The sequence below is a fragment of the Corynebacterium sp. CCM 9204 genome, from assembly GCF_041357695.1.
Classification (GTDB): domain Bacteria; phylum Actinomycetota; class Actinomycetes; order Mycobacteriales; family Mycobacteriaceae; genus Corynebacterium.
In genome coordinates this window covers 362,274-388,522 of the sequence record NZ_JAUERX010000003.1, presented here as the reverse complement: position 1 = coordinate 388,522, position 26,249 = coordinate 362,274, and the positions used below count along the sequence as shown (strand labels likewise).

The window sequence follows — 26,249 nt, the reverse complement described above, 5'->3', positions numbered from 1 at the left end:
AGCATCCCGGTATCGGGTCACCCTAACGGGCGGTGCATACCGCTTCGGTTCAAAACTCCAGGGTAGCGCGGAACGGTGAAATTGCGGCAGAGGTCCTCTCGGGGACTCCGTGCTAGGCCCGGATGATACCTAGAATCTCCTCCGTCAGAGCATCCACCTCAGCAGCCGTAGGAGCCTCGACGTTCAGGCGTAGAAGCGGCTCCGTGTTGGATCCCCGCAGATTGAACCAGGCCGGGGTGTCCCGTAATTCCACGGTGACACCGTCAAGGTGATCGATGTTCTCGGTACGGTCCGCGAATGCAGCGATGACAGCTTCGGTTCGCTCGGTCTGCGCTGCAGCACTGTCCAACCGGGAGTTCAGCTCCCCGGATGCCGCATAACGATTGTACCGGGCCATCATCTCACTCATTGGAGCATCCTGTTGACCAAGAGCCGCGAGAACGTGCATTGCGGCGAGGAGACCGGAATCAGCGTTGAAGAATTCAGTGAAGTAGTAGTGCGCGGAGTGTTCACCACCAAACACTGCGTTCTCCTCCGCCATGGTGGCCTTGATGAAGGAGTGCCCGACACGGGTCCGCACGGCGCGTCCGCCATTCTCTCCGATGATCTCCGGGACCGCCCTGGAAGTGATGAGGTTGTGGATGATCGCAGCTCCGGGGTGTTTCTCCAGGTACCGTTCCGCGACGATCGCACACACCGCTGACGGGCTCACCGGTTGTCCCTTCTCATCGATGACGAAGCAACGATCAGCATCGCCGTCGAGAGCAAGTCCGACGTCGGCACCGGTGTCGATGACGAACTGCTGCAGATCCCGGAGATTGGCCGGTTCAAGAGGGTTCGCCTCGTGGTTGGGGAAGGAGCCGTCGAGCTCGAAATAGAGTGGACGAATCTCAATCGGAAGACCTTCGAACACGGCAGGAACAGTGAGTCCGCCCATCCCGTTTCCGGCATCCACCGCGACCGTGAGCGGACGTATCCCGGTGAGATCGACCAACGATCGGAGAAAAGCACCGTAGTCCGCTAGAACGTCGTTCTCGGTGACGGAACCTGCATCACCCGGAAACTCCTCAACCCCCGCTACGAGGTCATCGGCGATGACGCCCAACCCGGATGACTGACCGACCGGGCGCGCACCCGAACGGCACAGTTTGATCCCGTTGTACTTCGCGGGGTTATGGCTGGCGGTGAACATCGCCCCGGGACAATCTCGACTACCGGAGACATAGTAGAGCTCATCCGTCGAGGTCAACCCGAGCAGCTCCACATCGAGTCCCTGCTCGGTTACTCCGCGGGCGAATGCCCGCGCGAGTTCCGGGGAGGAATCACGCATGTCATGTCCGACGGCGACCACCGTCGCCCCTTCCCCTCGCATGAGGCGGGCGAAGGCCGCGCCGGTGTCACAGACGAAATCGGCATCGATTCCGTCCCCGACGACGCCTCGGATGTCGTAGGCCTTGATGACGGCGTCTACCGATTCACGGGTACGCATGTACAGGTTCTCCTTTGAGGGTGCGGCACAAAACGGAGCGACCCACGAGCACGTGGTTCCGCATATCCGGTTTTTCTAATCCGTTCCGTTTTTCGTTCCGCCCGATCATACCCGCCGCCCGAACGGGTCATCCCGCAGTAACAAACCCACGTGAGCGGTCTCACTCCGCAATCGGAGGGCATGGAACGGGTCAACCCTTTCCCACATCCGTAGCCGACAGATCCGGGGTTCGGGAAGTGCGCTCAACTTTCACTGGAGCCGGGGACGTCAGAATTCCCCTCATCAGGGTCCGGCACGATGTGCAGATGCGAACGACGACGCTGCCGAGCCGCACGAATCCGGGGCATACGACGCGCCGGGTGCCTCTCCAGATCCTCTCCAGAACCGGGTTCACCAGGATCAGGAACGAGGCCGGAGGTGGAACGCCCTGCCTCCCGGACCGCCTCGGCAAGCGCAGTGAGGTCATCGTCTTCCCCGAACTCGGGGTGAATGTGATTGAACCGGAGGAGTTCCCACCCGAGAGGAGCGGTAATGGATCCCGCATGATGGGCACAAAGATCCCAACTGTGGGGCTCACTGTTCGGTGCAAGCGGCCCGATCACCGCCGTCGACTCCGCGTAGGCGTAGGTCAGGGTGGCCACGGCGGGTTTACCGCAGCCCGGGCGGGAACAGCGTCGAAATTGGCTCACAGACACAAAGTCTAGACCCTTGGTTGAGGTTTAGGTAGTACGTCCTCCCGGCGCGCCCCACCGGGAAGATCCGCACCACGTATTACGCTGAGCACATGCCAGTCCAGTCGTCTCGTGACCGGAGGGGCCGTGGCATCCGCGGCCCCCTGATCCCGCCCGGGACCCCACGACACCGAAGCGTCAGTCAACGTTTCGATGCCGCCGTCGTGGACGCCTACACCCCACTGCTCGACGCCTACCCTGAGCAGCTCCTCAATCTTGATGTGGCCGTGGACACCATTCCGCGCATGAGGCTCCGACCTGACCTGACTGTTTTCCCCGAGGAGATCGCCGCTGACGGGCCAGTTCCACTCGGACGGGTGATCCCCGCCGGAGTGGATTCACAGGGGCATCCCACGCGAGCGCGAATAGTCATATTCCGGAAACCCGTGGAACAACGCTGCACCGGAGTCATTGAACGCACCGAACTGTTGCGCAGGGTACTCACGCAACTGGTGGCCGCCCACCTGAACATGGATCCGACTGATATTGACCCGGGGTTCCATGACTGACACTTCAGAACACGAGAATCCGGCGACTCCGCTGGAACAGCCACGAAACGGGAAAATGAGGAGGAATGACTAACCGAGCTGTTTCTTCAGACGCCGACGCTCACGTTCGGAGAGCCCACCCCAAATACCGAAACGCTCATCATTTTCCAGCGCGTACTCCAGGCATTCATCCCTGACCCCGCACGCCTGACAGATCCGCTTAGCCTCCCGCGTTGAGCCTCCCTTGTCCGGAAAAAACGCCTCCGGGTCAGTTTCGGCGCAGAGTGCCTGTTCCTGCCACTCCTGTTCGACCGCACCGAACAATGCATCCAAGGGCAGGTTCACACCCCTAACGGAAGAGCCGGAAGAACGGTGCGCTGCAGCATCACCACCACCGTCCACACTGCGGAGTGGCGCGTCGGACGCATAATCCCCCATGGACGCTCCCCTCTCACTGATAGACACGGACGGCACTGACACTGACCAAAATGACACCGATGACACCGATGCCCACACACCCCGGAAGGCGCGCCTTTGAATCTTCCAGATAGGGCACGGAACTCGTCCGGTACCCGCCGGTTACATACGTGTGATTACACACGCACCCCTAGATATCGTCAACCCACTCAGGCTCTATCTCTACCCGCAGGTGCATTTACGCAGGAAGCAAACCACACCAATCACACACGTCACAGCGAGCAGATACTGGGGGTAAAGTGAGGGGGCGCCACATGTAGTAGCTCCACACCTGACAAACCGCAAGTGGCGTGCACCGCGGCGTGTCGCAACCACAGAAAAGGCCTGAAAGATGTTAGGACACCTTCCAGGCCCGAAGCGGCGAAAGCCCACCCCTCACGCGTCCGAGGAGAACCTGATCCCACTGTCCGGTACGACGACACCGGGCCAGACCCGCATCCCATGGCGGAACTCACAGCGTGCTCCGATCTGCGCCCCTTCACCGATCACAGCGTCGAAGATTCGCGCGTTCGGGCCGATGTGCACACCCGAGGCAATGATCGAATTCTTGATGATCGCCCCCGGCTCGATAGTGACACCATCGAAGACGACCGTATCGTCCAGGCGACAACCGGCACCGATCTCAGTTCCACGCCCGACCGATGTTCCACCGAGCAGGAGCACGCCGTCCTTCACCCCGGCTGACTCGTGGACGAGAGACTCCCCGGTCCGTCCCTCAAGCAGAGGAGAAGGTGCGATACCCCGGACCAGGTCACTGGAGCCCCGCACGAAATCATGGGGCGTACCCATATCCCGCCAGTAGGCATTGTCAACGTGTGCGAACACCCGGCACCCCTCCTCGAGGAGCCGCGGGAACGTCTCCCGTTCCACCGATATATTCCGCCCTTCAGGAATCTGCTCGATCAACTCGCGCCGGAACACATAACACCCGGCGTTGATCTGGTCCGTCGGCGGATCCTCGGTCTTCTCCAGGAAGTTCCGTACCCGCCCGTCACCGTCGGTGGTCACACAACCATAGGCCCTGGGATCCGCGACCCGCACCAGATGCATGGTCAGATCAGCGTCCTTCGTAGCGTGGGTATGAAGAATCGATCCCAGATCGGTACCTCCGAGAACATCACCGTTGAACACCATGACCGTGTCGTTCCGCAACCGGTCGTAGACGTTCCGGATCGCCCCACCCGTACCCCGTGCGGTCTCCTCTACGACATACTCAATCTCCAGCCCCATCTCTGCGCCGTCGCCGAAGTGGTTCTCGAACACCTCCGCGCGGAAAGACGTCCCCATCACCACATGGGTGATACCCGCCGCCCGGATCCGACCGAGCAGGTGCGCGAGAAAGGGCACATTGGCTGTCGGGAGCATGGGTTTTGGTGTGGACACCGTCAACGGCCTGAGCCTGGTCCCCTTGCCTCCGACGAGGATAACGGCGTCGGTGTGCCTGGCGAGCTGGTGCGGGTCAGTCATCTGATCTCTTTCTTCCGATCGGTTCTCCGGCTGACAGTACCGCACCTTCCCCGTTGTTTCGTGGAACCCGTCAACGGAGTCGTGGTAGCTTCCCGGACATCCCGAGAACCACCACTGCACGCATCTTCAACCCGAGCCACAGAACAACGCGGAGTGGTGCCATCCACCACGAGGGGTGTCGGTCAGCCTGAAAACGGTAGGCACTATCGTGGTGCGCGGGAAGCATGAGCCCGAGATGTGCACCAGCGGAATGTCCCTGGTCATGCTCAATCTGGGCGGTGGGACAGTAGATGTTCTCCCAACCCGACCGCCCGAGCCGATCACCCAGATCAACGTCCTCCATGTACATGAAGTAACGCTCATCGAATCCGCCGATTTCATCGAAGGCCTCCCACCGCAACAACAGACAGGAGCCGGAGAGCCAGCCCGCGGGACGCTCGGTATCCATGTCCGCGTCCGCCCGGTACGCCGCGGTCCAGGGATTTCCCGGCCAGAAACCGGAAAATAACGCATGCCCGATACCGTTACGCAACGTGGGCACAGCGCGCGCCGACGGATACGTCCCGCCATCGGGTTGCCGGATCTTGGGTCCGACTGAACCCGCCTGTGGATGCCTGCCCGCGCAGTCCAGCAGCTCATCGATACTCCCCGGGTCGAAGGTGACATCCGGGTTGACCACCAACAGAAACTCAGGGTCGACCTTGCCCGCCTCACGGCGATCCCGCAATATTCGGGCGGCAACGTTGATCGCGCTGCCGTACCCGAGGTTCCCCCCGGTACGGACCAGCTCGACGTTTCCCCACTCTTCAGCGGCCTTCTCCGGCACCCCATCCGTCGAACCGTTGTCGGCGAGGATGATATGCAGATCCCGCGAACTCGCCGCAGGCACCGAACGCAGGAAAGCGCCCAGGTGCCGCCCAGGCGAATAGGTCACGGTAACGACGGGAAGAGGGAGGTTCACGGGGTCAGAGTCTAGCGCCTACGGCCCTGTCGACTCCGGAGCGCCACTCCGGTAGTTCCCCATAACCTCGTGCACACCAGTCGCCGGTGTCGAGGACCGACCACGACGGCCGGGGGGCCGGGCGGGGATACTCCGCGCTGGTGCATGGGTGCACGCGATCCGGGTCCTCGCCCACCGCCGCGAACACCCGACGCGCCAGGCCGAACCAACTCGTGTAACCTTCCCCCGCAGCGTGGAGCACTCCCCCCGGGTCAGCGTCGTCGGCGGCGAGCCGCCACAATCCACGGGCCAGGTCGATGGCGTACGTGGGACTCCCCACCTGATCGTCCACCACACGGATAGGCCCATCCCCCGCGGCGAGCCTCAGCATCGTCCCCACGAAGTCACGGTGCCCCGGAAGCAGGGCACCGGAGTACACCCAGGCGGTACGCACCACCGTCGCCCGGAGGTCGGTGTGCTCGACAATCTGCTCGATCGCCATCTCCCCGGCACGTTTGGTCTTGCCGTAGACACTGTCCGGGACGGTCGGGGCGTCGACACGCAGTGGCTCTCCCCCCGGCACCCCGGATGCACCGAAGACGTAATCAGTGCTGATGTGGATAAGCCTACTCCCCGCACCCGCGCACCGGCGCGCCAGTAGCTCCGGGGCACGCACGTTGAGCGCCTCCACCGTTGAGCGTCGCCGCGGGTCCTCCGCTGCATCCACGTCGGTGAAGGCCGCTGTGTTGATCACGACGTCGGCCGCACCCAACACCTCCGAAGAACCGACAGTGTCCGCCGAGGTGACGTCCAGCCCCTCCCTGTCGAGCCAGGTGACCCGCATTCCGTCCGGAACAGTGAGCTTCAGCGCGGAAGCAACCTGTCCGTTGCTTCCGGTGACGACAACGTCCATGACATAGACTCCTTCTCTGACGACGACGTGCACCCCACGTCGACGGGTGGTGCCCGGTGCTCCGGTTTCCCCTCCGCCCATTAAAACCTTTTTCGCCGATGCAGTTGGAGCTTGCCCGTGACCGACCAGTACCGCCCGGTACGCGACATCCAGCCTCCACCGTCTCCTGTCCCGGAACTCCGGCAGACCGGTCCCCGACCACTGCGACTTCTGCTCGCCCTGATGTCGGTCGCCGTCCTCACCGTATCCGGGCTGGGCTATGCCACCGTGGGAAGGCTCGGGAACACGGTCACCGGCGCAAGTAACCTGAATCTCGGTGGCGGCACCAAGGTCAGGAAGGGGGAACAACTCGACGGAGCCACCGATATCCTGCTCGTTGGATCCGACTCCCGCTCAGACGCACAGGGCAACCCCCTGACCCCGGAGGAGATCGCGATGCTCCGGGCAGGCGATGAAGCCAATGACAACACTGACACCATCATGGTCATCCGCGTCCCCAACGATGGTTCCTCAGCCACCGCAATCTCAATTCCCCGCGACACCTACATCCACGACGATGAGATGGGAAACACCAAGATCAACGGTGTCTACGGCGCCTACAAGGCCCAGCGTAAGGAAGAACTCATCAACCGCGGGGTCACCGACGAAAACAGTCTCGAGGAACAGTCCAAGGAGGCCGGCCGTAAGGCACTGATCAATTCAGTCGCAGATCTCACCGGCATCACCGTCGACCACTACGCGGAGGTGGGACTGCTCGGATTCGTCCTACTCACCGACGCCGTCGGCGGAGTCGAGGTCTGCCTCAACGAAGCGGTCTACGACGAATTCTCCGGTGCCGACTTCCCCGCGGGCCGACAGAAGCTCTCCGGACCCGACGCCCTGTCCTTCGTTCGACAGCGCCATGGCCTTCCCCGCGGCGACCTGGACCGGATCGTCCGCCAGCAGTCCTACATGGCGTCATTGGTCAACAACGTGTTGAGCAGTAGAACTCTTTCCAACCCCAGAACCCTGACCCAGCTCGGGGAAGCGGTCAGCCGTTCCGTGATCATCGATGAGGACTGGGACGTGATGAGTTTCGCCAATCAGCTCCAGAACCTCGCCGGAGGCCGGGTCCAGTTCACGACGATTCCGGTGACTTCAATTGACGGTGTCGGCGACTACGGTGAGTCTGTCGTCACCGTCGATGTCGAGTCAGTCCACGACTTCTTCGACACGCTCCTGGGAGACGAAGAGGGCAGGGCAGGCTCGTCCTCAGCCCCCACCGATCCCGGCGAGGACCGAAAGCCGGTGCCGGAACTGGATGTCCACGTCCTCAATGCGACCACGATCACGGGGAAGGCTGGCAGGGTCGCCGGTGCGGTGAACGAACTCGGCTACCGGATCGGGGAAGTCAGTAACGCACCCGACGGTCTCTACCCGGAGAGTGTGCTCATCGCGGCGAACGCGACAGACCCGGCCATCGTGCTCCTGGCGCAGCAACTCGGTGGTCTCGAGATCACCGAGTCCTCGTCACTGGTCAATGGAGAGGCCGTCATCGCGGTTGCCGCAGACTGGTCCGGACCAGTGGGTGATGAACCTGTCGACGGTTCCTCACCCCAGGACGGAACCACCGTCGGCCAGCCAGGTCCGGACAGTGCCCCCGCTGCACCAGTCATCGATGCGGGTGGCGACGGACCTCGGTGCGTCAACTAGAACCGAGCCGACGGCTTTCGCCTACCCTTATGGCATGGACCTGCTCCGAGACCTGTTAGCCGCTGACCCCGGGGTGCCCCGCCTGACCGTCTACAACGAGACCACCGGCGCCCGTCTGGATTTCTCCGCACAGACCCTCGACAACTGGGCGGCGAAGGTCGGGAACATGCTCTACGAGGAGTTTGATCTGCAGCCCGGCTCCCGTATCGCCGTCGACCTGCCGGCTGGTTGGCAGGCAGTGGCGGTGGTCCTCGGGGCCCTGGCTTCTGGGATCGGCTACACGATCGGCCCCGATCCCTCCGCCGAGGTACTGTTCACTTCTCCAGACCGAGCGGACGGCACCTTCACCGGTGACGTCGCCGTGGTCACGGATGATCCTTTCGGACGCGGTGTCGAGGAATGTGGCGGTACCGTTCCCGACGGCATCGTCGACTTCGGTCCGGTGGTCCGGTTCTACGGCGATCAGTTCCCGTACCCGACAAAGACCCTCAACGCTCTCGTCGATTCCGCTGTGCCCCGCCCCCCGACAGGGGCGCGGACGCTGATCACAGGATGGAGCGATGACAAGGGTTTCACCTCTGGGGTTCTCGCCCCACTCGCAGCCGGTGGCTCTGTCGTGGTGGTCAGCGGTCCAGTTGATTCCATCCGACTCGATGCCATTGCCACCGCCGAACGGGTGACCCACCGGTGAAGTTCCCGGACCGCTGATAGATTCTCCCCATGGCTACCGTTCACTTCGACAATGTCACCATCCGATACCCCGGCGCCGAGCATCCGTCCGTCGACGGATTCGACCTGGAGATCGGGGACGGGGAGTTTCTCGTTCTCGTGGGTCCCTCCGGTTGCGGCAAATCGACGACCCTCCGGGCACTCGCCGGGTTGGAGGACGTCGAGAGCGGCAGCATCATCATCGACGGACGCGATGTCACCCAGGAAGAGCCCGCAGACCGGGACATTGCGATGGTGTTCCAGAACTACGCGCTCTATCCGCACATGAGTGTCGCGGAGAACATGGGCTTCTCCCTGAAACTATCGAAACTGCCCAAAGCCGAGATCAAAGCCAAGGTGCGGGAGGCCGCCGAGCTGCTCGGACTCACCCCCTTCCTCGACCGTAAGCCCAAAGATCTTTCCGGTGGTCAGCGTCAGCGTGTCGCCATGGGCCGGGCCATCGTTCGGAAGCCCAGTGTCTTCTTGATGGATGAACCGCTCTCGAATCTCGACGCGAAACTCCGTGTGCAGACACGAACCGAGCTGGCCGCACTGCAGCGACGACTCGGAACCACGACGGTCTACGTCACACACGACCAGGTAGAAGCGATGACAATGGGGGACCGGGTCGCGGTGCTCAAGGACGGGGTCCTCCAGCAGGTCGCGCCGCCGAGGGAGCTTTACGAACGCCCCGTCAACGCATTCGTCGCAAGCTTCATCGGGTCGCCCTCCATGAATCTCATCACTGCGGATGATCCCGAATTCGGCCGGGTGATTCTGGGTATCCGGCCAGAGCACGTTCATGTTCTCGCGGACGCCCCTTCCACCACGGATTCCGAACCGGTGCTCGACGTCGTCGTGGATCTCGTCGAAGAACTGGGGGCTGAGTCCTACCTCTATTCGCACCGGGTCGACGCACCGGATGTGACCGTGGTCTCCCGGTTGGGTGCCGTGGCTGTGCCCGCTCGCGGAGACCATGTCCGGCTCAGTCTGGACATGACTCACGCCCACTGGTTCGACGCTGAGAACGGGCAGCGCCTCCAGCGGGGAATCACCTCCGGGAATCTCCACGGCTAGTGCCGAGGGCAGGGTTCCGCGATGGTGGATCACCGGACAGGGGCAGGGAATCCGGATTCCCTGCCCCCATCCCATCGGTGTGGCTCCCCCCACATCCGGCATGGAACAGGCCGAACGCGCCCGATTCGGGCGAAAGCGAAGGTATAGTCGATCACAACCGCCCCGGCATGTGTCGCAGGTCATCCACGCTGCTTCAGCGTGATGCACGCCCGCACTGGAGGGGAACACCGAACGAGAGGTATCCACCTTATGACGATCAGATTCAATCGCAGGGCCGTCACCGCCGTCGCAGCGACCGCAGTTATCGCAACCAGCGCCCTGACAGCCTGCTCCTCAGATGACGCGGCAGAAAAGGCCGGGGACGCTGTCACCTCCGGCAGCTCTGCAGCTTCGTCCGCGGCGAAGAAGGCGACCTCCGACAAGGAGGGCCGCGGCCCGATCACCTTCGCGATGGGTAAGAACGACACCGACAAGCTCAAGCCCATCATCGAGAAATGGAACGCCGAGCATCCGGACGAAAAGGTCACACTGAAGGAACTCGCCGGTGAAGCTGATGAGCAGGCGGACACCCTCAAGCAGGCGCTGCAGGCGAAGAGCACCGACTACGACGTCATGGCACTCGACGTCATTTGGACTGCCGAGTTCGCCGCGAACCAGTGGCTGGAGCCACTCGAAGGCGATCTGGCCGTGGACACCTCCGGGCTACTGCAGTCCACCGTCGATTCCGCAACCTACGTGAACAAGCTGTACGCGGTACCGCAGAACACCAACGGTCAGTTGCTCTTCCGCAACACGTCCCTTGCCCCCGAGGCCCCGGAAAACTTCGAGGAGCTCGCCGAAGCCTGCAAGGAGGTCTCCGAGCAGGACAAGGACTGCCTGACCCTACAACTCAAGAAGTACGAGGGCCTGACAGTGAACACGGTCGGTTTCATCGAGGGGTGGGGTGGTCACGTCATCGACGACAACGAGAAGCCCGTCGTCGACTCTGATGCGGCCAAGGAAGGCCTGCAGGCCCTCGTGGACGCCTACGATGACGGCGTTATCGCCGGGGACTCGATCTCTGCTACCGAGGAAGAGACCAATCTCGCATTCACCGAAGGACGTACGGCCTTCGCCATCAACTGGCCCTACATGTACGGCAATGCGGAGAAGGACAACTCCGCTGTCAAGGGTGAGTTCGAGGTGCAACCGCTGGTCGCCAAGGACGGTGTCGGTGTCTCCACCCTCGGCGGTTACAACAACGCGATCTCGGCCTACTCAGAGCACAAGCACACAGCACGTGATTTCATCGAGTTCATCATCTCCGAGGATAACCAGATGAGCTTTGCCGAGGCGTCCTTCCCGCCGGTTCTCGCATCGATCTACGATGACAAGGATCTCATCGAGAAATTCCCCTACATGCCGGCCCTGAAGGTTTCGCTCGAGAACGCGGTCCCGCGCCCGGTGAGCCCTTTCTACCCAGCGATCTCCAAAGCGATCCAGGACAACTCCTATGCCGCACTGACGGGTGAGAAGAGCGTCGATGACGCCGCTTCCGACATGCAGGCGGCCATGGAGCAGTCCAGCCGTTAGTCCATCCATGGTCGTGGTAGCGCAGCACGCCACGACTTCGGAAGCTCGACGATGAGGGCCCCTTCGGTACGCTGATGTACCGGAAGGGGCCCTCATTCCCTTCCCCCACAGCACCCCCAGTATCCGGGAGAGATCACTTGTCCGGGAGCCGGCGGGTAGATGTTGTAGGCGGTACCTTCCACCGGGTCCGGGACGAATCATCGCCGGATCCTCCCACCCCACCGGACCGAGGAGATCCATGTCCAGGCTGAAGCAGACCCGCTCCGCGGCCGTGCTCATCGCACCAACGATAATCGTGCTGGCCATCGTCATCGGGTACCCCATCATCCGGGCCATCTGGTTGTCGTTCCAGGCTGACAAGGGCCTCGATCCGACGACAGGGTTCTTCGTCGAAGGTGGTTTCGCGGGACTCCAGCACTACTTGTACTGGCTCACACAGCGCTGCCCTGCGGGTGGAGGAGAGTTCAGCACCTGTCCCCCGGGAGTGCTGTCCACCGATTTCTGGCCTGCACTCCGGATCACCCTCTTTTTCGCCGTGGTCACCGTGAGTCTGGAGACCATCCTCGGCATGTGGATGGCGACAGTGATGAACCGGGAGTTTTTCGGCCGTGGTCTGCTCCGTGCTGCGGTGCTGATCCCGTGGGCGATCCCAACTGCGGTCACCGCTAAATTATGGCAGTTCATCTTCGCTGACCAGGGTGTGGTCAACGCCGTCCTCGGACTCAACATCCGGTGGACCACCGACCCGTGGGCGGCCCGGATGGCGGTCATTCTTGCGGATGTCTGGAAGACGACTCCGTTCATGGCGCTGCTCATCCTCGCCGGGCTGCAGATGATCCCGAAGGACGTCTACGAGGCCGCACGCGTCGACGGTGCCTCCCGGTGGCAAATCTTCACCAGGATCACCCTCCCGCTGGTGCGTCCGGCGCTGATGGTGGCTGTCCTGTTTCGTACCCTCGACGCACTGCGCATGTACGATCTCCCAGTAATCATGATCTCCGGGGCGTCCAGTTCCCCGACTGCCACGATCTCGCAGCTCGTGGTGGAGGACATGAGACAGAACCACTTCAACTCAGCATCTGCGCTGTCGACCCTCATCTTCCTGTTCATCTTCGCGGTGGCGTTCGTGATGATCCGGTTCCTCGGTGCAGATATCCGCAGTGCTTCCCGGGCGTCGACGGCCACCGTCCACGTCCCCGTCGATGATGCTCCCCCTGCCGATAACCCGCTCGTCCTGGCCTCCCCGGGTGGGTGCCAGCAGACAGCCGCCCCCCGCCGGAATCACCCCGAAGGAGACGCAGCATGCTGAAAAACATCCGAAACTACCTCGGGGTACTGGCGATTCTTGTCTGGGGACTCGCACCCTTCTACTGGATGCTGGTTACCGCACTCCGGGATTCAGACTGGACTTTCGACACCACTCCTTGGCCCACACACGTCACCCTCGACAACTTCCGTAATGCTCTGGCGACGGATGCGGGAAACAACTTCCTCGCGGCGATCGGGAACTCACTGATCATCGGACTGGTCACCACGGCGGCGAGTGTGCTCGTCGGAGTGTTCGCCGCCTATGCACTCGCCCGTCTCGATTTCCGCGGTAAGGGCATCGTGACCGGTGTGGTCCTCGCGGCGAGTATGTTCCCCGGCATCGCGCTGGTCACCCCCCTGTTCCAACTGTTCGGTGACCTGGGTTGGATTGGCACCTACCGGGCACTCATCATCCCGAACATCTCCTTCGCGCTGCCGTTGACCATCTACACGTTGGTCAGCTTCTTCCAGCAGCTTCCGTGGGAACTGGAGGAAGCAGCACGGGTCGACGGTGCCTCCCGCGGGCAGGCCTTCAGGCTCGTGCTCCTGCCGCTCGCGGCACCCGCGCTGTTCACGACAGCGATTCTCGCATTCATCGCGGCGTGGAACGAATTTATGCTGGCGAAGCAGCTCTCCACCACCGGTACCGAACCCGTCACCGTCGCCATCGCACGTTTCTCTGGCCCCTCAGCGTTCGAATACCCGTATACCTCAATCATGGCGGCCGGGGCTCTGGTGACCGTCCCGCTGGTGATCATGGTGCTGGTGTTCCAGCGTCGTATCGTCGCGGGCCTGACCGCCGGCGGCGTCAAGGCCTGATCTGGGTACCACCCACCGAAAGGGATTCTCGTGAACACATGTCCCTCCGGGTCCGACCCATCCGAGGCCCGTCGACGTAAACTGCAGCGCGACACCTGCACGGGCTTCGTGTCCTTCTTCGCGGCGGTAGCGCTGCTCCAGGCGGTAATCAACGTCACCCGCCCGGAACCCGAGGTGTGGCCCGCGGTCCTCGCCCTCGTCCTCGTCCTCTCAGCGGTATGGCTACGGAGGTCCGGCCGGAGGTGACGGTGCCTTCGGCCGGACGTCAGCGGCGTATTCTCCGCCAGATGATTCGGAGCGCCGAATGCAGCAACGCGAACACCTCACGGGTCCATAAGTGGGGAATCCGCATCGGAGGGGTCCTTGCAGCCACGATCCGGACGCGGAACCCGTGGTGCCACGCCCAGAGCTTCACCCGGGGCATGTGGAACTCGTTGGTGACCACGATCCAGTCCGGCCACCCGGACAGGAGTTCGCGGGTGTTCTCCAGATTCTCGTTCGTTGAGGTGGCCCGTTCCTCGGTGATGATCCGCGCCGGTTCCACTCCTTTGTCCACGAGCCAGTCTCTCATGGCCGGGGCCTCACCGAGCCCGGTGACCACGACCGGCGCACCGGTGTGCTCCCGGACCACCGGGAGCGCAGCAACGAGCCGCTGCTCAAGCGCCCGACCGGGGCGGCCATCACGGAGCCTGCATCCGAGAATGACGATAGGCAGCGGCGGGCAACCGTCCGCGACATGCGGGATCACTGTCCCAGCAACCGCTCACGCAGAGCCGCGTCCTTGGCAAGGACAGCGTCACGCATCTCGGCCTGGTAATCCGCCATGCGTTCGATCAATCCGGGGTTTCCCGCTCCGAGTATCCGGACTGCGAGAAGTCCGGCGTTCTTCGCTCCACCGATGCTCACGGTGGCGACGGGCACCCCCGCCGGCATCTGGACGATGGACAGTAGAGAATCCATGCCGTCGAGAGTCTCCAGCGCCCTCGGGACACCAATGACGGGAAGTGGCGTCGCCGCTGCAACCATTCCAGGGAGATGTGCGGCACCGCCTGCACATGCGATGATGCAGGACAACCCCCGGGTATGCGCCGAGCGTGCATAATCAAGCATCCTCTCCGGCGTGCGGTGCGCGGAGACAACCCCGACTTCGAAGGGAACCCCGAATTCAGCGAGAACTTGAGCCGCCGGTTCCACGGTAGGCCAGTCGGAGTCGGATCCCATGATGAGTCCCACCAGGGGGCTGGCGTTCCGTGCGCTGTGTGTGGTGTTGATGGACATGACCGTCTTTCATGAACTGGGTGATGGTGGTGTGTGCTGTTGTCAGTCGGGAAGCCAACCGTCAGCCCAGGTTGCGTGGACAAGGTAGTGGGCGGCAAGCCGTGCCTTCCTCCGCAGTTCAGCCACGTCCCCTTCGCTGCCGGTGACCGCAGTCATGTTGACGTGTCCGATCTTACGTCCGGGGCGCCACCCCTTTCCGTACATGTGGATCTTCGCCTCCGGAAAGCGCGTCCATACTTCAACCATTCTCTCGTGGAAGTTCCGGGCCGGGTCCTCCTCCGCCCCCAGGACATTGGCCATGACCGTCGTACCCCCGACCGGATCAGTGGCACCAAGTGGAAGATCGAGGACTGCACGGATGTGCTGCTCGAACTGGCTTGTCCGGGAACCATCCTGAGTCCAGTGTCCGGTGTTGTGCGGGCGCATGGCGAGCTCATTGACGAGAATCCGGGGGCTTTCCTCGACATCACCGCAAGTGAGAAAGAGCTCCACGGCCAGCACCCCGGTGACATTGAGTTCCGTGGCTATCCGTGCGGCCAGCTCTCCGGCCTCAGCCGCCAACTCGGACGGAAGATCCGGGGCTGGGGCAACGGCTTCAGTGCACACTCCCGAGGTCTGGACCGACTCAACCACCGGCCAGGCTGCGGTCCTCCCGGAGGGAGTCCGCGCCACCATCGCCGAGAGTTCCCGGTCCAGACGCACCTTCTCCTCCACCATGAGCGGTACGCCTCGACCGAGGAGTCCACTCACCAGGTGAATAAGCTCCTCCCGCGTACCAGGAAACCAGACCCCCTTGCCGTCGTATCCACCGCGACGCGCCTTCAGACACACGCGGGAATCCACGGCGGCGAAAAAGTCCGTGGCATCGGCCACTGACTCCACCGGAGCGAACGGCGGCACAGGGGCGCCGAATTCCCGGAGCCGTTCCCGCATAACGAGTTTGTCCTGTGCATGTGCCAGGGCACCTGGCCCCGGCTGAACGTTGACACCCGCCTCGATGAGCGTGCGCAGGTGCTCTGAAGGAACATGCTCATGGTCAAAGGTGACGACACTTGCCCCTTCAGCAACGACCCGCAGGGCATCCAGATCTGTGTAGTCCCCGATGACGACGTCTGCCGCGACCTGGGCTGCCGAGGCCCCTGATGAACCGGCCAGAAGCCGGACGGACTGGCCCAGTTCAATGGCTGCGGTCTGCATCATCCGGGCGAGCTGCCCGTCACCGACGACGGCTACGACAGGCATGCCCGCGGCATGCGCCTCCGGGTTTCCACCGGCGGGGAGGGGATCACGGGGATGGTTACTCACAACGCATAACTATAGCCGTGGAGTCGTTCGGATCAGGCGAGAGGATCATTGATCATCCGGGCGATCTTCCGAACCTTCGGCAGGCCGCGGTAGTACACGGGGAGATCACTGTCCCGCAGATACACGGCGAGCAGTCCACGTTCCTTCTCCGCCCAGGTCACCGCAGACATGGCGAGGGAGCGGGGACGTGCACGGAAGCCGTCCGCCCGGAAGATGATTCGCCGGTCGGTGACGATCATCCGGCGACGACGCTTCCGCAGGAGTGGGATCACGAAGCGCCAGAGGACCAACACCCCCCAAAGGAACACGAAGCCGTTGCGCCACTCCGGCAGCAGGCGCAGCGGCCCCACCCCGTATCGCCCGGCATCTGCAGCGTCGAACCAGCCGATGACGATCCACAGCACACCTGTGATCACGATCGTCTCCAGAAACGGGAAGATCATCTCCCGGAGCGGCGCCCGCACATCAACGAGGATATGTTCATCGGGTTCTAGAGACATCCGACCACTCATACGGACCTCAGATGGGTGACATCCCCGGCCGCCAGCTCGTGGTTAGTTCCGTCCTCATCACAAAACAGCAGTCGCCCGTCGTCGGCGACCCCGGTGACGGTGCCGTAGATGGTCCGCTCCCCCTCCGCAGTCGGCACGACAACTTTGGCTCGGGCACCGATCGACGCACAGACCCGTCGGTAGTCCCCGAGAAGCCCGGGGTCACCCGCAGCCCACTGGGTGAGTCGGTGGTGGAGAGCGATGAGGACATCGCCAGTCAACCGGGTCCGGTCGAAAACGCGTCCAGGCGCCGCGAGATCCAGGGAGATCGCGTGCGGAACAGGTAACTCATCCTCGGTCAGAGAGACATTGAGGCCCAGCCCGACAACCACAGCCGGGGCATCGGAGAGATTGGCGGCCTCAGCCAGTATGCCGCAGAGTTTTCGACCTCCGATGAGAACGTCGTTCGGCCACTTCAGGACAGCATGCACCTGATCCTGCTCCGCTCTCCCGGAGATGTCTTCCGCCGCGGCGACGGCATCGACAACCGCGAGGCCCGCAGCCAACGGCAGGGTACCCAGTCGCCGAAGGCTCGATCGGGGCGGGCGAATGAGAACACTTAGAGTGATCTGACTGCCGACCGGCGCGGTCCAGACCCTCCCGTGCCGCCCACGGCCCGCTGACTGATGCTCAGCAACCACCGCAGTCCACTCCTGCGCTCCCCGCCCAGCGGCCACGACCAGGTCCGTATTCGTGGAACCTGTCTCCGGGGTGTGATCGATCCGGTTGTATGGACCACCGTCCACACAGCGGCGACGCAGTGCATCGGAGTCAACCGGAGTGCGTGGGGTCGATGAAATCATACCTGTCACGATAGCGCGTGCGAGATGGAGCCGATGACACACCGAAACTCCGCAGCACCCCGGAAAAAGCGACTCACCAGCACGTTCCCTAACATGTGATACAGATCACCATGATTTTACTTTGCAAACTAAAACTGCTGCTTTAGACTCCCAAAACATGACGATTTCCTCACCTTTGATCGACGTTTCCTCGATGACCGGCCCCATGACAACCGCAGACAAGATCGCGGACCTCAAGGCGCGCCGTGCCGAGGCCACATTCCCCATGGGCCTCGCCCCGGTGGAGAAAGTACACGCGGCTGGACGTCTCACCGCCCGCGAACGGCTGGATTTCCTCCTCGATGAAGGTTCCTTCATCGAGACCGATCAGCTTGCCCGCCACCGCACCACGGCCTTCGGCATGGGAGGTCGCCGCCCCGCAACCGACGGGATCGTCACCGGATGGGGCACCATCGACGGCCGCGAGGTCTGCATCTTCTCCCAGGATGGCACCGTCTTCGGCGGCGCCCTCGGTGAGGTCTATGGCGAAAAGATGATCAAGATCATGGAGTTGGCCATCGAGACGGGCCGCCCCCTCATCGGCCTCTACGAGGGTGCAGGTGCACGAATCCAGGACGGCGCCGTGTCCCTTGATCTCATCGCGCAGACCTTCTACCAGAACATCAACGCCTCGGGCGTCGTCCCACAGATCTCCGTGATCATGGGGGCCTGCGCGGGCGGTAACGCTTATTCCCCAGCCCTGACCGATTTCGTCGTCATGGTGGACAAGACCTCCAAGATGTTCGTCACCGGCCCCGACGTGATCAAGACCGTCACCGGCGAACAGATCACCCAGGAAGAACTGGGTGGAGCCAGCACCCACATGGAGACTGCCGGCAACAGCCACTACACCGCCGCCACCGACGAAGACGCCCTCGAGTGGGTCCAGGAACTCGTCAGTTATCTACCCTCAAACAACCGCAGTTTCGCCCCGCTCGAAGAGCACGACCGCGAGGAGGGATCGATCAACGACAATCTCAACGCCGACGACCTCAAGCTCGACGGGATCATCCCCGATTCGCCCACGACTCCCTACGATGTCCGCGAGGTCATCGAGTGCCTGACCGATGACGGCGACTACCTGGAGATCCAGGAGGACCGTGCCGCGAACGTCGTGATCGCATTCGGTCGCATCGAGGGTCAGTCCGTCGGCTTCGTCGCCAACCAGCCGACCCAGTTCGCCGGCTGCCTCGACATCGACGCCAGTGAGAAGGCTGCCCGCTTCATCCGTACCTGCGACGCCTTCAACATCCCCATCGTCATGCTCGTCGACGTCCCCGGCTTCCTGCCAGGAGCGGGCCAGGAGTACGAGGGAATCCTGCGCCGCGGCGCGAAGCTGCTCTACGCCTACGGCGAGGCCACCGTCCCGAAGATCACGGTGACGATGCGCAAGGCATACGGCGGAGCGTACTGCGTCATGGGTTCCAAGGGCCTCGGCGCGGACCTCAACCTGGCGTGGCCCACCGCCCAGATCGCTGTCATGGGCGCCAAGGGCGCGGTCGGCTTCATCTACCGCAAGCAGTTGAAGGACGCCGCCGATCGTGGCCTCGACGTCGCCGAGTTCGCAGCCTCCTTCGAGCGCGAGTACGAGGACTACATGCTGACCCCGTATCTCGCCGCGGAACGCGGACTTATCGACGCCGTCATCCTGCCGAGCGAGACCCGCGGACAGATCGCCCGCAACCTGCGCCTCTTTGCCGGCAAGAATGTCCATCGGCCCGCACGCAAGCACGGAAACATCCCCCTGTAGAACAGGAATCGGACGCACTCATCAACGCTGGAAACCCGCAAAATCCCCGGAACGGGGGTAATTGTGGCGACGGAGGATGGATCACGGCGCCTCCCCACCACCCGTCAGGGAAGCGGGGAAGGCGTCTTCCATATGCCGCCTCCCGGAACGTTCTCCGCAACAAAAGTACTGCACAAGTGCCACCTGCAGCGGGCCAAGGGCGCGGGCGACGCTGCTAAAGTGTCTCTGTCCGCGAACCTCCGCCACCGGTGATACTCCTCGACCGAAGAACACCGGACGTCTTTCACTCCTTGACCTGGCGCCACCCCTATAAACTTGGAAAGTATGACGACCGCAAACTCCACACCTGACCTGAAAACCACGGCAGGAAAACTGGCCGATCTCCGCGCTCGACTCACCGAGACCGTGGCGCCCATGGGCGAAGCCTCCATCGAACGTGTGCATCAGGCGGGCAAGAAGACCGCCCGTGAGCGTATCGAGTACCTCCTCGACGACGGGTCGTTCGTTGAGGTGGATGCACTTGCACGCCACCGGTCGAAGAACTTCGGACTCGATGCCAAGCGACCGGTCACAGACGGTGTCGTCACCGGATACGGCACCATTGAAGGCCGCAAAGTGTGCGTGTTCTCGCAGGACGGTGCCGTCTTCGGCGGCGCTCTCGGCGAGGTCTACGGAGAGAAGATCGTGAAGATCATGGATCTGGCCATCAAGACCGGTGTCCCCCTGATCGGAATCAACGAAGGTGCGGGCGCCCGCATCCAGGAGGGCGTCGTCTCCCTCGGTCTCTACTCCCAGATCTTCTACCGCAACACCATGGCCTCCGGTGTCATCCCACAGATATCACTGATCATGGGGGCCTGCGCCGGCGGGCACGTCTACTCCCCGGCGCTCACAGACTTCATCGTCATGGTGGACAAGACCTCCAAGATGTTCATCACGGGCCCTGACGTCATCAAGACCGTGACCGGGGAGGACGTCACGCAGGAAGAGTTGGGTGGTGCGAACACCCACATGTCCATGTCCGGAACCTCGCACTACACGGCGTCCGATGACGCAGACGCTCTCGACTGGGTCCGCGAGCTCATCACCTACCTGCCGCAGAACAACCGTGCGGAGGCACCGCGGGTGGAGGCACCGCTGATGGAGGGGTCCATCGTGGACAATGTCACGGACTCGGATCGTGAACTGGACACCATCATCCCCGATTCCCCGAACCAGCCGTACGACATGAAGGAAGTCATCACCCGCGTCGTGGACGACGGTGAGTTCTTGGAGGTCCAGTCGGGTTACGCCGAGAACATCCTCATCGGGTTCGGTCGCATCGAAGGCCGCAGCGTCGGGTTCGTCGCGAACCAGCCGATGCAGTTCGCCGGCTGTCTCGACATCCGGGCCAGCGAGAAGGCTGCTCGTTTCGTCCGGACCTGCGACGCCTTCAACATCCCCATCGTCGAGTTCGTCGACGTCCCCGGGTTCCTCCCCGGCACAAGCCAGGAGTATGACGGGATCATCCGCCGCGGGGCCAAACTGCTCTTCGCCTACGCTGAGGCGACCGTCGGCAAGATCACCGTCATCACTCGGAAAGCCTACGGCGGGGCCTACTGTGTCATGGGTTCCAAGGATATGGGCGCAGACATCTGCCTCGCCTGGCCCACTGCACAGATCGCGGTCATGGGCGCCTCCGGTGCCGTCGGTTTCATCTTCCGCAAGGAACTGAAGGAAGCCGCAGCCGCAGGCAAGGACGTCGCCGCAGTGATGAAGGAGTACGAGAAAGAGTACGAGGAGGCCCTGTGCAATCCGTACATGGCCGCCGAACGCGGTTACGTCGACGCGGTCATTCCCCCGTCCCAGACCCGTGGACAACTCGTCGAGGGGCTGCGGCTGCTCGACCGCAAGGTCGTCAACGTACCGGCGAAGAAACACGGCAACATCCCGCTGTAAACCACAGCACCGTTAGCGAAAAACACACAACCGGAGGATCCATGTCTGACACCACCACCGCATCCGCGGACACCGACACCACCGAGACGGCCGCAGCGAAGCCAGCCCTTCGGATCATCAGCGGCAATCCGGATGAAACGGAGACCGCAGCGCTGATGGTGTTGTTCGCGGGACTGGCCGCCCAGGCCGCCGCGGCGGAGGAGAAGCCGGTCCGGTCCAGGAACCTGTGGGGAAACCTGGAGGAGCGCCTGCGCCGCCCCGTGACCCACAACCCAACCGCGTTCCAGAACGTCAGCTTCTACTGACCTCCGTATAAAACGCATCCGACCCCAGCCCAGACATCTGTGATGCTCAGGGTTGGGGTCTTCGCACGTCAGTCAACGGAGGCGTCGGCACGACCATAGCCGGCGAGTACGCGGATCACCCCCTCACGAACCGACCGAAGAAACAGGGATTCAGGATCGACACCGGTTCCCGCGAAATGTCCGAACAACTCGAAGCTGATCATTCCGTAGCTCTGTGCCCAGAACCCGATGGTCTCCTCAGTCAGATCGGCTAGCTTCAAGCGGGGTCCTTCCGGACGTAAGGCACGGCTGAGACTATCGATGATGAGTTCACCGACCCCGCTGGCCGGGGCGATGGTGTCCGCAGGTGCGGTGTATCCGGGGACCGGGGAACCGTAGATCAGCGCGTAGCGGTGGGGGTTCGCCACAGCCCACCGGCGTGCCGCAACCAGCATGGTGACTATCTCTTCGACCGCGCGTTCGGTCGCGGATGCGCCCGCAGGTACCGACACCTCTTCCAGTCCGGACCGAACTTCGGCGGCCTGGTCCCGGTAAGCCCTGATGATGAGCGCGGTGAGTAGGGCGTCGATACCGTCAAAGTAGCGGTAGATCGCGGACGGCGCCATTCCGATGTCCCGGGCGATTGAGCGCAGACCAAGTCCGGTGGCTCCGTCCTGCGCCAGCCGGTGCTCTGCCGTAACGAGAATCGTCTCTTCCATCTCTGCACGATGTTCAGCCCGGTTCCTTCGTGGCGGCGACTGTCTCGAACCCATGCTCAGGAGTATCCCACCCCCACGAATTCGAGGAAAGCGAGAACAGTGTTCTTGTATTTTTCCCACGGCCCCCATTACACTTCGAGAACACCGTTCACACTCACACGCAAGGGAAGCGACCATGAACAGGTACCTCATACTCGGCGCAGGTCCGATCGGGCGGGCGGCCGCCACCGCGCTGCTGTCTTCGGGAGAACAGGTGACGGTCGGCACGCGGTCCGGGAGCCACGTCCCCGACTGCGCCACCACGGCCCTCGACGCCACCGACCCCGAACGGATGATCCGCGTCGCCGGGAACCACTCCGGCATCATCGTCTGCACGAATCCCCCCTACCACCGTTGGCCGACCGACTGGCCGCCTCTCATCGAGTCGGTCATCGCCGCCGCCGCACGCACCGGCTGCCGCGTGGTGCTCATGGGCAATCTCTACCCCTACGGGGATCCCGGCGGAGTACGCATGCGCCCCGACTCCCCCGAACTCACCACCGAAGCCAAGGGCAGGACACGCGCGGAGATCTCCCGCCGTCTGCTCGCCGCGGGGTCCGAACACGGATTCGTCGCCACGGAGCTCCGGGCAAGCGACTACTTCGGAGCCGACGCACATTCCGGCGCGATCCTCGGGGAGAGCTTCTTCCGGCGACTGCTCACCGACCGCACCTGTTGGATCCCCGGCGACGCCGATGCCGTCCATAGTTGGTCCTACCTCCCCGATATCGGCACCACTCTGGCCGCCTTGGCCACAACCGAACACGACGTATCGGGCCGAATCTGGACGGGACCGAGCTCCGGTGACGCAAGCATCCGGGAGATAGCGGAGATGTGTCGGAGCACCAGCAGAATCAACAGGGTCCCGGCACCGGCGATTCGGGCGGCGGGTTTCGTGAACCCACTGGCGCGTGAGGTGCACGCGGTACTCCACCAGCACACTTCTCGGTATGTGCTGGATGATTCCGCGCTACGCGGAGAACTGGGGACCGTACCGACTCCGCTCCGCGAGGCTCTGGCTGAGACAACTGCCACGATGGTGTCCACGTAGTGATGGTCCTGCGTAGGAGCAGCCCGATGGTGACGAGATAATGCTCCAGGCACACCGACGGCGGTGTAGGCGATGGCATGGCACACCTAGATCCGCTGACTGGCCGGAGAACGCGTCGCGTTTCGTGAATCGACTGTCCAGCCGCTCAGGACACTCACCTCTTCGCCATCTGAAGGATGGATCGCTCGCGGCACCCGATTCCCGTTGCCCCTCCGGATGAGCGAACAATAGAGTCGGGGCATGAACATCGTCCTCGCATCCGCATCCCCGTCCCGTCGCTCGATTCTCAATTCGGCGGGGGTGGAGCCTGTCATCCATCCCGCCGACATCGACGAAGACGCACTGATCACCGGGATGCCGCGGTCCACCCCCGATGAGGTTGTCTCCGCGCTGGCTGAGGCGAAGGCCCGGAAGGTGGCGCCGGATCATCCGTCCGACATCGTCATCGGCTGTGATTCGATGCTGCTTCTCGACGGCGAACTCCAGGGTAAACCGCGTACCGCCGCGGCAACGGTGGAACGCTGGCGCGAACAACGCGGGAAGACTGCGGAGCTGATCACCGGGCACTGCATCATCGGGCCCGGTGGGCGCGGCACCAGTACGGTCTCACGCACGTCTGTCACGTTCGCGGATGCGTCGGACACGGACATCGAGGCATATGCCGCGACCGGGGAGCCGCGGCAGTGCGCCGGGGCATTCACCCTGGAGGCACTGGGCGGCTGGTTCATTGACCGGATCGAAGGAGATCCCTCCAACGTGATCGGACTCAGTCTCCCCGTCGTCCGACGCGCGATCTACGAACTCGGTCATGATGTGAGCGAACTGTGGAATCTACGTCCGGGCCCCGACTGGAAGTGAAACCCCAATCACAGATCCAGCAGATGTTCGCGGTAGCCGGATAGAATCCGGGCATGAACAAAACCAGAACAGCACTATCGGGGATCATCGCCGCGACCGCACTTCTCGCCGTAGCCTGTGGCTCACCGGACACCGGCACGGATCCGGCTGGTGTCGACGCGAAGGGTGGAGACTCCACCACCGGCCCGGTCACCTGCGCATACACCGAGGCAGGGAAGGCCGCGTCCGAGGTGGACCTCCCGCCGTCCGAGGCCCAGCGCGGCACTGTCTCCATGACGTTGGAAACCAGCGCCGGGGACATCCCGCTGAAGCTCGACGGTGACCGTGCCCCGTGCACCGTGAACGCGGTCACCTACCTCGCGAAGGCCGGATACTATGATGACACCGTTTGCCACCGCATCACCACCTCGGGCATCTACGTGCTGCAGTGCGGCGACCCGACGGGCACCGGAACGGGCCGCCCTGGATTCATCTACGCTGACGAGTACCCGGTCGGGTCCGGGGATTCCCCTCTCTATGCCGCAGGAACCCTAGCCATGGCCAATTCAGGGCCCGGTACGAACGGCTCCCAGTTCTTCATGAACTACGACGATTCCCCTCTACCCCCGAGTTACACACTCTTCGGCACCATCGAACCGGAGGGAATGAAGGTACTGGAAAAGATCGCGGAGAAGGGTGCCGAGGGTGGCAGTGCTGATGGTGCCCCGGCAGAAGAGGTTCGGATCGAACACGCCACGGTAAACTGAACACGATGGCTGCAACGGGTGGGCCGGGGTGAAGGCGCTGCGGTAGCGGGCCACGGTTGTTAGGCTCGGAGTCATGCAGCAGTTCCTGGCCCTCCTCGGTGCCCTCGGTACGGTGCTGGCACTCATCGCCCGGTTTCTCACCGGACCGGCGTCGGCGGAGAACGAGCTCAGCCCAGTAGCACTCCCGGACGCTCCCACCATCATCCTCACCGACGGACTCGATGACGTCCACATCAACGGGATCACCGTGGGCCAGCCACTCGACGAGATTCGGGCACTGCACGATGATTTCCCGGAGACCGGTGTCTCCGTGTTCCTCGAAACCGGTGAGGTCCGTACCCGGTACGATTTCGAGAACACCGAATATTACGCGGTGGATGGGACGATCACCCGGATCCGCGTTCCCCATACCCCGCAGGGGATCCGCCCCGGTTCCAGCCTCGCGGAGGCTTCAAGTGTCTACGGCCGCCCGGTACACGGCTACAGCTCTTCGAACGGTCGGCGCTATGCCGTCTATAGCGCAGCGGAGAACCTGAACCTGGCTTGGGTCTTTGAGTACAGAGATCGGGTGATCCAGAGAATCTACCTGGAGAACTGTCTGGAACAGAGACGCCGGGATGCAGTCGCAGCACACCCGCCGACCGCACGGCCCCGTGGTGGCGACCCCGGATCCAGTGGGTTCCACTGACACTCCCGCGGATAACGCGGTTACACCCGTCGAACCGGGTCCGACACGTAAGGTTGGTGTATGAACCAGTTCAAGGACATGCTCGCTCCACCACCAGTCACCCTTCCCTCCGATCCTGCGGCATCGACCGTCGCCGCTGCCAGGAATGATCTTCCGGCGCTGGCCATCGAGGCGCAGCGTTTCCCGGATTCTCCCTTGATCTGGGCTGTGCTGGCCGAACACGCGCTGTCCACCGCGGAGGCGGAATCGGCGACGGACACCGAGAAAATAACTGCCTACGCCCTCGCCCGCACGGGATACCACCGGGGGCTCGATCGTCTCCGCGGTAACGGCTGGAAGGGGTTCGGTCCGGTCCCGTACTCACATGAGCCCAACAGAGGTGTGCTGAGGGCTATCGCCGCCCTTGCCCGCGCTGCCCGTCTGATCGGCGAGGACAATGAATACGACCGCTGTCGTGCCCTGCTCTCCGACTGCGATCCCGGTAGCGTCACCACACTCCTGGATATCTGACGTCCCGAC

General features: G+C 63.0%; 28 protein-coding genes. 16 read left to right on the top strand and 12 right to left on the bottom strand.

The genetic code is table 11. The features are described 5' to 3' along the window. Nucleotides 1–112: 112 nt before the first annotated feature. Together QWU43_RS08205 and QWU43_RS08200 are read right to left on the bottom strand one after the other, a co-directional pair. Nucleotides 113–1,489 (bottom strand): phosphomannomutase/phosphoglucomutase, encoded by a 1,377-nt coding sequence (locus QWU43_RS08205; RefSeq protein WP_370917562.1) that lies wholly within the window; start codon nucleotides 1,487–1,489, stop codon nucleotides 113–115. Nucleotides 1,490–1,731: 242 nt separating this feature from the next. After that, nucleotides 1,732–2,178, bottom strand: coding sequence for a DUF3499 domain-containing protein (locus tag QWU43_RS08200; RefSeq protein ID WP_370914401.1), 447 nt, complete (start codon nucleotides 2,176–2,178; stop codon nucleotides 1,732–1,734). Between the two features lie 95 nt (nucleotides 2,179–2,273). Between QWU43_RS08200 and QWU43_RS08195 the strand changes: the two genes are divergently transcribed. Next, nucleotides 2,274–2,729, top strand: a complete 456-nt coding sequence (locus QWU43_RS08195; protein WP_370917561.1) for a metallopeptidase family protein — start codon at nucleotides 2,274–2,276, stop codon at nucleotides 2,727–2,729. 69 nt (nucleotides 2,730–2,798) lie between these two features. Here QWU43_RS08195 and QWU43_RS08190 read toward each other — a convergent pair whose 3' ends face one another. The 4 genes from QWU43_RS08190 to rfbD form a co-directional block, all read right to left on the bottom strand. Further along, on the bottom strand, nucleotides 2,799–3,146 hold the full coding sequence (locus QWU43_RS08190; protein WP_370914403.1) for a WhiB family transcriptional regulator: 348 nt from the start codon (nucleotides 3,144–3,146) through the stop codon (nucleotides 2,799–2,801). A gap of 414 nt (nucleotides 3,147–3,560) precedes the next feature. After that, nucleotides 3,561–4,652 (bottom strand): sugar phosphate nucleotidyltransferase, encoded by a 1,092-nt coding sequence (locus QWU43_RS08185; RefSeq protein WP_370914404.1) that lies wholly within the window; start codon nucleotides 4,650–4,652, stop codon nucleotides 3,561–3,563. Between the two features lie 70 nt (nucleotides 4,653–4,722). After that, the gene (locus QWU43_RS08180) at nucleotides 4,723–5,613 is read right to left on the bottom strand and encodes a glycosyltransferase family 2 protein (protein WP_370914405.1); all 891 of its coding nucleotides are present in this window, start codon (nucleotides 5,611–5,613) and stop codon (nucleotides 4,723–4,725) included. 4 nt (nucleotides 5,614–5,617) lie between these two features. Further along, the gene (gene rfbD, locus QWU43_RS08175; protein WP_370914406.1) at nucleotides 5,618–6,586 is read right to left on the bottom strand and encodes a dTDP-4-dehydrorhamnose reductase; all 969 of its coding nucleotides are present in this window, start codon (nucleotides 6,584–6,586) and stop codon (nucleotides 5,618–5,620) included. A gap of 36 nt (nucleotides 6,587–6,622) precedes the next feature. On the opposite strand from rfbD, the gene QWU43_RS08170 reads away from it, so the two are divergent. The 7 genes from QWU43_RS08170 to QWU43_RS08140 all read left to right on the top strand — a co-directional run bounded on the left by QWU43_RS08170 (nucleotide 6,623) and on the right by QWU43_RS08140 (nucleotide 13,927). Next, the gene (locus tag QWU43_RS08170) at nucleotides 6,623–8,197 is read left to right on the top strand and encodes an LCP family protein (RefSeq protein WP_370914407.1); all 1,575 of its coding nucleotides are present in this window, start codon (nucleotides 6,623–6,625) and stop codon (nucleotides 8,195–8,197) included. Between the two features lie 34 nt (nucleotides 8,198–8,231). Beyond that, nucleotides 8,232–8,888 (top strand): TIGR03089 family protein, encoded by a 657-nt coding sequence (locus tag QWU43_RS08165; RefSeq protein ID WP_370914408.1) that lies wholly within the window; start codon nucleotides 8,232–8,234, stop codon nucleotides 8,886–8,888. Between the two features lie 29 nt (nucleotides 8,889–8,917). Continuing rightward, nucleotides 8,918–9,982, top strand: a complete 1,065-nt coding sequence (locus tag QWU43_RS08160) for an ABC transporter ATP-binding protein (RefSeq protein WP_370917560.1) — start codon at nucleotides 8,918–8,920, stop codon at nucleotides 9,980–9,982. Nucleotides 9,983–10,231: 249 nt separating this feature from the next. Continuing rightward, nucleotides 10,232–11,554 (top strand): ABC transporter substrate-binding protein, encoded by a 1,323-nt coding sequence (locus QWU43_RS08155; protein ID WP_370917559.1) that lies wholly within the window; start codon nucleotides 10,232–10,234, stop codon nucleotides 11,552–11,554. Nucleotides 11,555–11,792: 238 nt separating this feature from the next. Continuing rightward, the gene (locus QWU43_RS08150) at nucleotides 11,793–12,863 is read left to right on the top strand and encodes a carbohydrate ABC transporter permease (protein WP_370914411.1); all 1,071 of its coding nucleotides are present in this window, start codon (nucleotides 11,793–11,795) and stop codon (nucleotides 12,861–12,863) included. Continuing rightward, a complete protein-coding gene (locus QWU43_RS08145; RefSeq protein ID WP_370914412.1) occupies nucleotides 12,857–13,681 on the top strand; it encodes a carbohydrate ABC transporter permease in 825 nt (274 codons plus the stop codon). The genes QWU43_RS08150 and QWU43_RS08145 overlap by 7 nt, the downstream gene beginning before the upstream one ends. Before the next feature lie 30 nt (nucleotides 13,682–13,711). Then, nucleotides 13,712–13,927, top strand: a complete 216-nt coding sequence (locus QWU43_RS08140) for a hypothetical protein (RefSeq protein WP_370914413.1) — start codon at nucleotides 13,712–13,714, stop codon at nucleotides 13,925–13,927. A gap of 19 nt (nucleotides 13,928–13,946) precedes the next feature. Here the strand turns inward: QWU43_RS08140 and QWU43_RS08135 are convergent, their stop codons facing one another. Genes QWU43_RS08135 through QWU43_RS08115 form a run of 5 tightly spaced genes read right to left on the bottom strand, consistent with a single transcriptional unit; the run spans nucleotide 13,947 to nucleotide 17,615 of the window. Beyond that, nucleotides 13,947–14,429, bottom strand: a complete 483-nt coding sequence (locus QWU43_RS08135) for a YdcF family protein (RefSeq protein WP_370914414.1) — start codon at nucleotides 14,427–14,429, stop codon at nucleotides 13,947–13,949. Next, the gene (purE, locus tag QWU43_RS08130; protein ID WP_370914415.1) at nucleotides 14,426–14,959 is read right to left on the bottom strand and encodes a 5-(carboxyamino)imidazole ribonucleotide mutase; all 534 of its coding nucleotides are present in this window, start codon (nucleotides 14,957–14,959) and stop codon (nucleotides 14,426–14,428) included. Before purE ends, QWU43_RS08135 begins: the two co-directional genes overlap by 4 nt. Before the next feature lie 42 nt (nucleotides 14,960–15,001). Continuing rightward, on the bottom strand, nucleotides 15,002–16,264 hold the full coding sequence (locus QWU43_RS08125; protein WP_370914416.1) for a 5-(carboxyamino)imidazole ribonucleotide synthase: 1,263 nt from the start codon (nucleotides 16,262–16,264) through the stop codon (nucleotides 15,002–15,004). Nucleotides 16,265–16,296: 32 nt separating this feature from the next. After that, entirely contained in the window at nucleotides 16,297–16,764 is a 468-nt protein-coding gene (locus QWU43_RS08120) for a hypothetical protein (RefSeq protein ID WP_370914417.1), read from the bottom strand. A gap of 8 nt (nucleotides 16,765–16,772) precedes the next feature. Then, nucleotides 16,773–17,615: a biotin--[acetyl-CoA-carboxylase] ligase gene (locus QWU43_RS08115; protein ID WP_370914893.1), complete on the bottom strand. Its 843-nt coding sequence runs from the start codon at nucleotides 17,613–17,615 to the stop codon at nucleotides 16,773–16,775. A gap of 160 nt (nucleotides 17,616–17,775) precedes the next feature. Between QWU43_RS08115 and QWU43_RS08110 the strand changes: the two genes are divergently transcribed. The 3 genes from QWU43_RS08110 to QWU43_RS08100 all read left to right on the top strand — a co-directional run bounded on the left by QWU43_RS08110 (nucleotide 17,776) and on the right by QWU43_RS08100 (nucleotide 21,650). After that, nucleotides 17,776–19,407, top strand: coding sequence for an acyl-CoA carboxylase subunit beta (locus tag QWU43_RS08110; RefSeq protein WP_370914418.1), 1,632 nt, complete (start codon nucleotides 17,776–17,778; stop codon nucleotides 19,405–19,407). 324 nt (nucleotides 19,408–19,731) lie between these two features. Then, entirely contained in the window at nucleotides 19,732–21,345 is a 1,614-nt protein-coding gene (locus tag QWU43_RS08105) for an acyl-CoA carboxylase subunit beta (protein WP_370914419.1), read from the top strand. A gap of 41 nt (nucleotides 21,346–21,386) precedes the next feature. Beyond that, nucleotides 21,387–21,650 carry an acyl-CoA carboxylase subunit epsilon gene (locus QWU43_RS08100; protein ID WP_370914420.1) on the top strand — a complete coding sequence of 88 codons (264 nt, stop codon included), beginning with the start codon at nucleotides 21,387–21,389 and terminating at the stop codon, nucleotides 21,648–21,650. A gap of 68 nt (nucleotides 21,651–21,718) precedes the next feature. Here the strand turns inward: QWU43_RS08100 and QWU43_RS08095 are convergent, their stop codons facing one another. Beyond that, complete coding sequence (locus QWU43_RS08095; protein ID WP_370914421.1) at nucleotides 21,719–22,402, bottom strand: TetR/AcrR family transcriptional regulator; 684 nt, start codon at nucleotides 22,400–22,402, stop codon at nucleotides 21,719–21,721. A gap of 121 nt (nucleotides 22,403–22,523) precedes the next feature. Between QWU43_RS08095 and QWU43_RS08090 the strand changes: the two genes are divergently transcribed. The 5 genes from QWU43_RS08090 to QWU43_RS08070 all read left to right on the top strand — a co-directional run bounded on the left by QWU43_RS08090 (nucleotide 22,524) and on the right by QWU43_RS08070 (nucleotide 26,240). Further along, complete coding sequence (locus QWU43_RS08090; protein WP_370917558.1) at nucleotides 22,524–23,438, top strand: NAD-dependent epimerase/dehydratase family protein; 915 nt, start codon at nucleotides 22,524–22,526, stop codon at nucleotides 23,436–23,438. Between the two features lie 240 nt (nucleotides 23,439–23,678). Continuing rightward, the gene (locus tag QWU43_RS08085) at nucleotides 23,679–24,296 is read left to right on the top strand and encodes a nucleoside triphosphate pyrophosphatase (protein WP_370917557.1); all 618 of its coding nucleotides are present in this window, start codon (nucleotides 23,679–23,681) and stop codon (nucleotides 24,294–24,296) included. Nucleotides 24,297–24,349: 53 nt separating this feature from the next. Further along, complete coding sequence (locus QWU43_RS08080) at nucleotides 24,350–25,042, top strand: peptidylprolyl isomerase (protein WP_370917556.1); 693 nt, start codon at nucleotides 24,350–24,352, stop codon at nucleotides 25,040–25,042. A gap of 73 nt (nucleotides 25,043–25,115) precedes the next feature. Further along, nucleotides 25,116–25,730 carry a hypothetical protein gene (locus QWU43_RS08075; protein ID WP_370914425.1) on the top strand — a complete coding sequence of 205 codons (615 nt, stop codon included), beginning with the start codon at nucleotides 25,116–25,118 and terminating at the stop codon, nucleotides 25,728–25,730. A gap of 60 nt (nucleotides 25,731–25,790) precedes the next feature. After that, nucleotides 25,791–26,240, top strand: coding sequence for a DUF3151 domain-containing protein (locus tag QWU43_RS08070; protein WP_370914426.1), 450 nt, complete (start codon nucleotides 25,791–25,793; stop codon nucleotides 26,238–26,240). The last annotated feature ends 9 nt before the right edge of the window (nucleotides 26,241–26,249 follow it).

What these genes read in the sequence shown, in the direction of transcription:
- QWU43_RS08205 (WP_370917562.1), bottom strand. Translation starts at nt 1,489, where the DNA reads ATGCGTACCCGTGAATCGGTAGACGCCGTCATCAAGGCCTACGACATC.
- QWU43_RS08195 (WP_370917561.1), top strand. Translation starts at nt 2,274, where the DNA reads ATGCCAGTCCAGTCGTCTCGTGACCGGAGGGGCCGTGGCATCCGCGGC.
- QWU43_RS08190 (WP_370914403.1), bottom strand. Translation starts at nt 3,146, where the DNA reads ATGGGGGATTATGCGTCCGACGCGCCACTCCGCAGTGTGGACGGTGGT.
- QWU43_RS08185 (WP_370914404.1), bottom strand. Translation starts at nt 4,652, where the DNA reads ATGACTGACCCGCACCAGCTCGCCAGGCACACCGACGCCGTTATCCTC.
- rfbD (WP_370914406.1), bottom strand. Translation starts at nt 6,586, where the DNA reads ATGGGCGGAGGGGAAACCGGAGCACCGGGCACCACCCGTCGACGTGGG.
- QWU43_RS08165 (WP_370914408.1), top strand. Translation starts at nt 8,232, where the DNA reads ATGGACCTGCTCCGAGACCTGTTAGCCGCTGACCCCGGGGTGCCCCGC.
- QWU43_RS08160 (WP_370917560.1), top strand. Translation starts at nt 8,918, where the DNA reads ATGGCTACCGTTCACTTCGACAATGTCACCATCCGATACCCCGGCGCC.
- QWU43_RS08155 (WP_370917559.1), top strand. Translation starts at nt 10,232, where the DNA reads ATGACGATCAGATTCAATCGCAGGGCCGTCACCGCCGTCGCAGCGACC.
- QWU43_RS08150 (WP_370914411.1), top strand. Translation starts at nt 11,793, where the DNA reads ATGTCCAGGCTGAAGCAGACCCGCTCCGCGGCCGTGCTCATCGCACCA.
- QWU43_RS08145 (WP_370914412.1), top strand. Translation starts at nt 12,857, where the DNA reads ATGCTGAAAAACATCCGAAACTACCTCGGGGTACTGGCGATTCTTGTC.
- purE (WP_370914415.1), bottom strand. Translation starts at nt 14,959, where the DNA reads ATGTCCATCAACACCACACACAGCGCACGGAACGCCAGCCCCCTGGTG.
- QWU43_RS08120 (WP_370914417.1), bottom strand. Translation starts at nt 16,764, where the DNA reads ATGTCTCTAGAACCCGATGAACATATCCTCGTTGATGTGCGGGCGCCG.
- QWU43_RS08110 (WP_370914418.1), top strand. Translation starts at nt 17,776, where the DNA reads ATGACGATTTCCTCACCTTTGATCGACGTTTCCTCGATGACCGGCCCC.
- QWU43_RS08105 (WP_370914419.1), top strand. Translation starts at nt 19,732, where the DNA reads ATGACGACCGCAAACTCCACACCTGACCTGAAAACCACGGCAGGAAAA.
- QWU43_RS08100 (WP_370914420.1), top strand. Translation starts at nt 21,387, where the DNA reads ATGTCTGACACCACCACCGCATCCGCGGACACCGACACCACCGAGACG.
- QWU43_RS08095 (WP_370914421.1), bottom strand. Translation starts at nt 22,402, where the DNA reads ATGGGTTCGAGACAGTCGCCGCCACGAAGGAACCGGGCTGAACATCGT.
- QWU43_RS08090 (WP_370917558.1), top strand. Translation starts at nt 22,524, where the DNA reads ATGAACAGGTACCTCATACTCGGCGCAGGTCCGATCGGGCGGGCGGCC.
- QWU43_RS08085 (WP_370917557.1), top strand. Translation starts at nt 23,679, where the DNA reads ATGAACATCGTCCTCGCATCCGCATCCCCGTCCCGTCGCTCGATTCTC.
- QWU43_RS08080 (WP_370917556.1), top strand. Translation starts at nt 24,350, where the DNA reads ATGAACAAAACCAGAACAGCACTATCGGGGATCATCGCCGCGACCGCA.
- QWU43_RS08075 (WP_370914425.1), top strand. Translation starts at nt 25,116, where the DNA reads ATGCAGCAGTTCCTGGCCCTCCTCGGTGCCCTCGGTACGGTGCTGGCA.
- QWU43_RS08070 (WP_370914426.1), top strand. Translation starts at nt 25,791, where the DNA reads ATGAACCAGTTCAAGGACATGCTCGCTCCACCACCAGTCACCCTTCCC.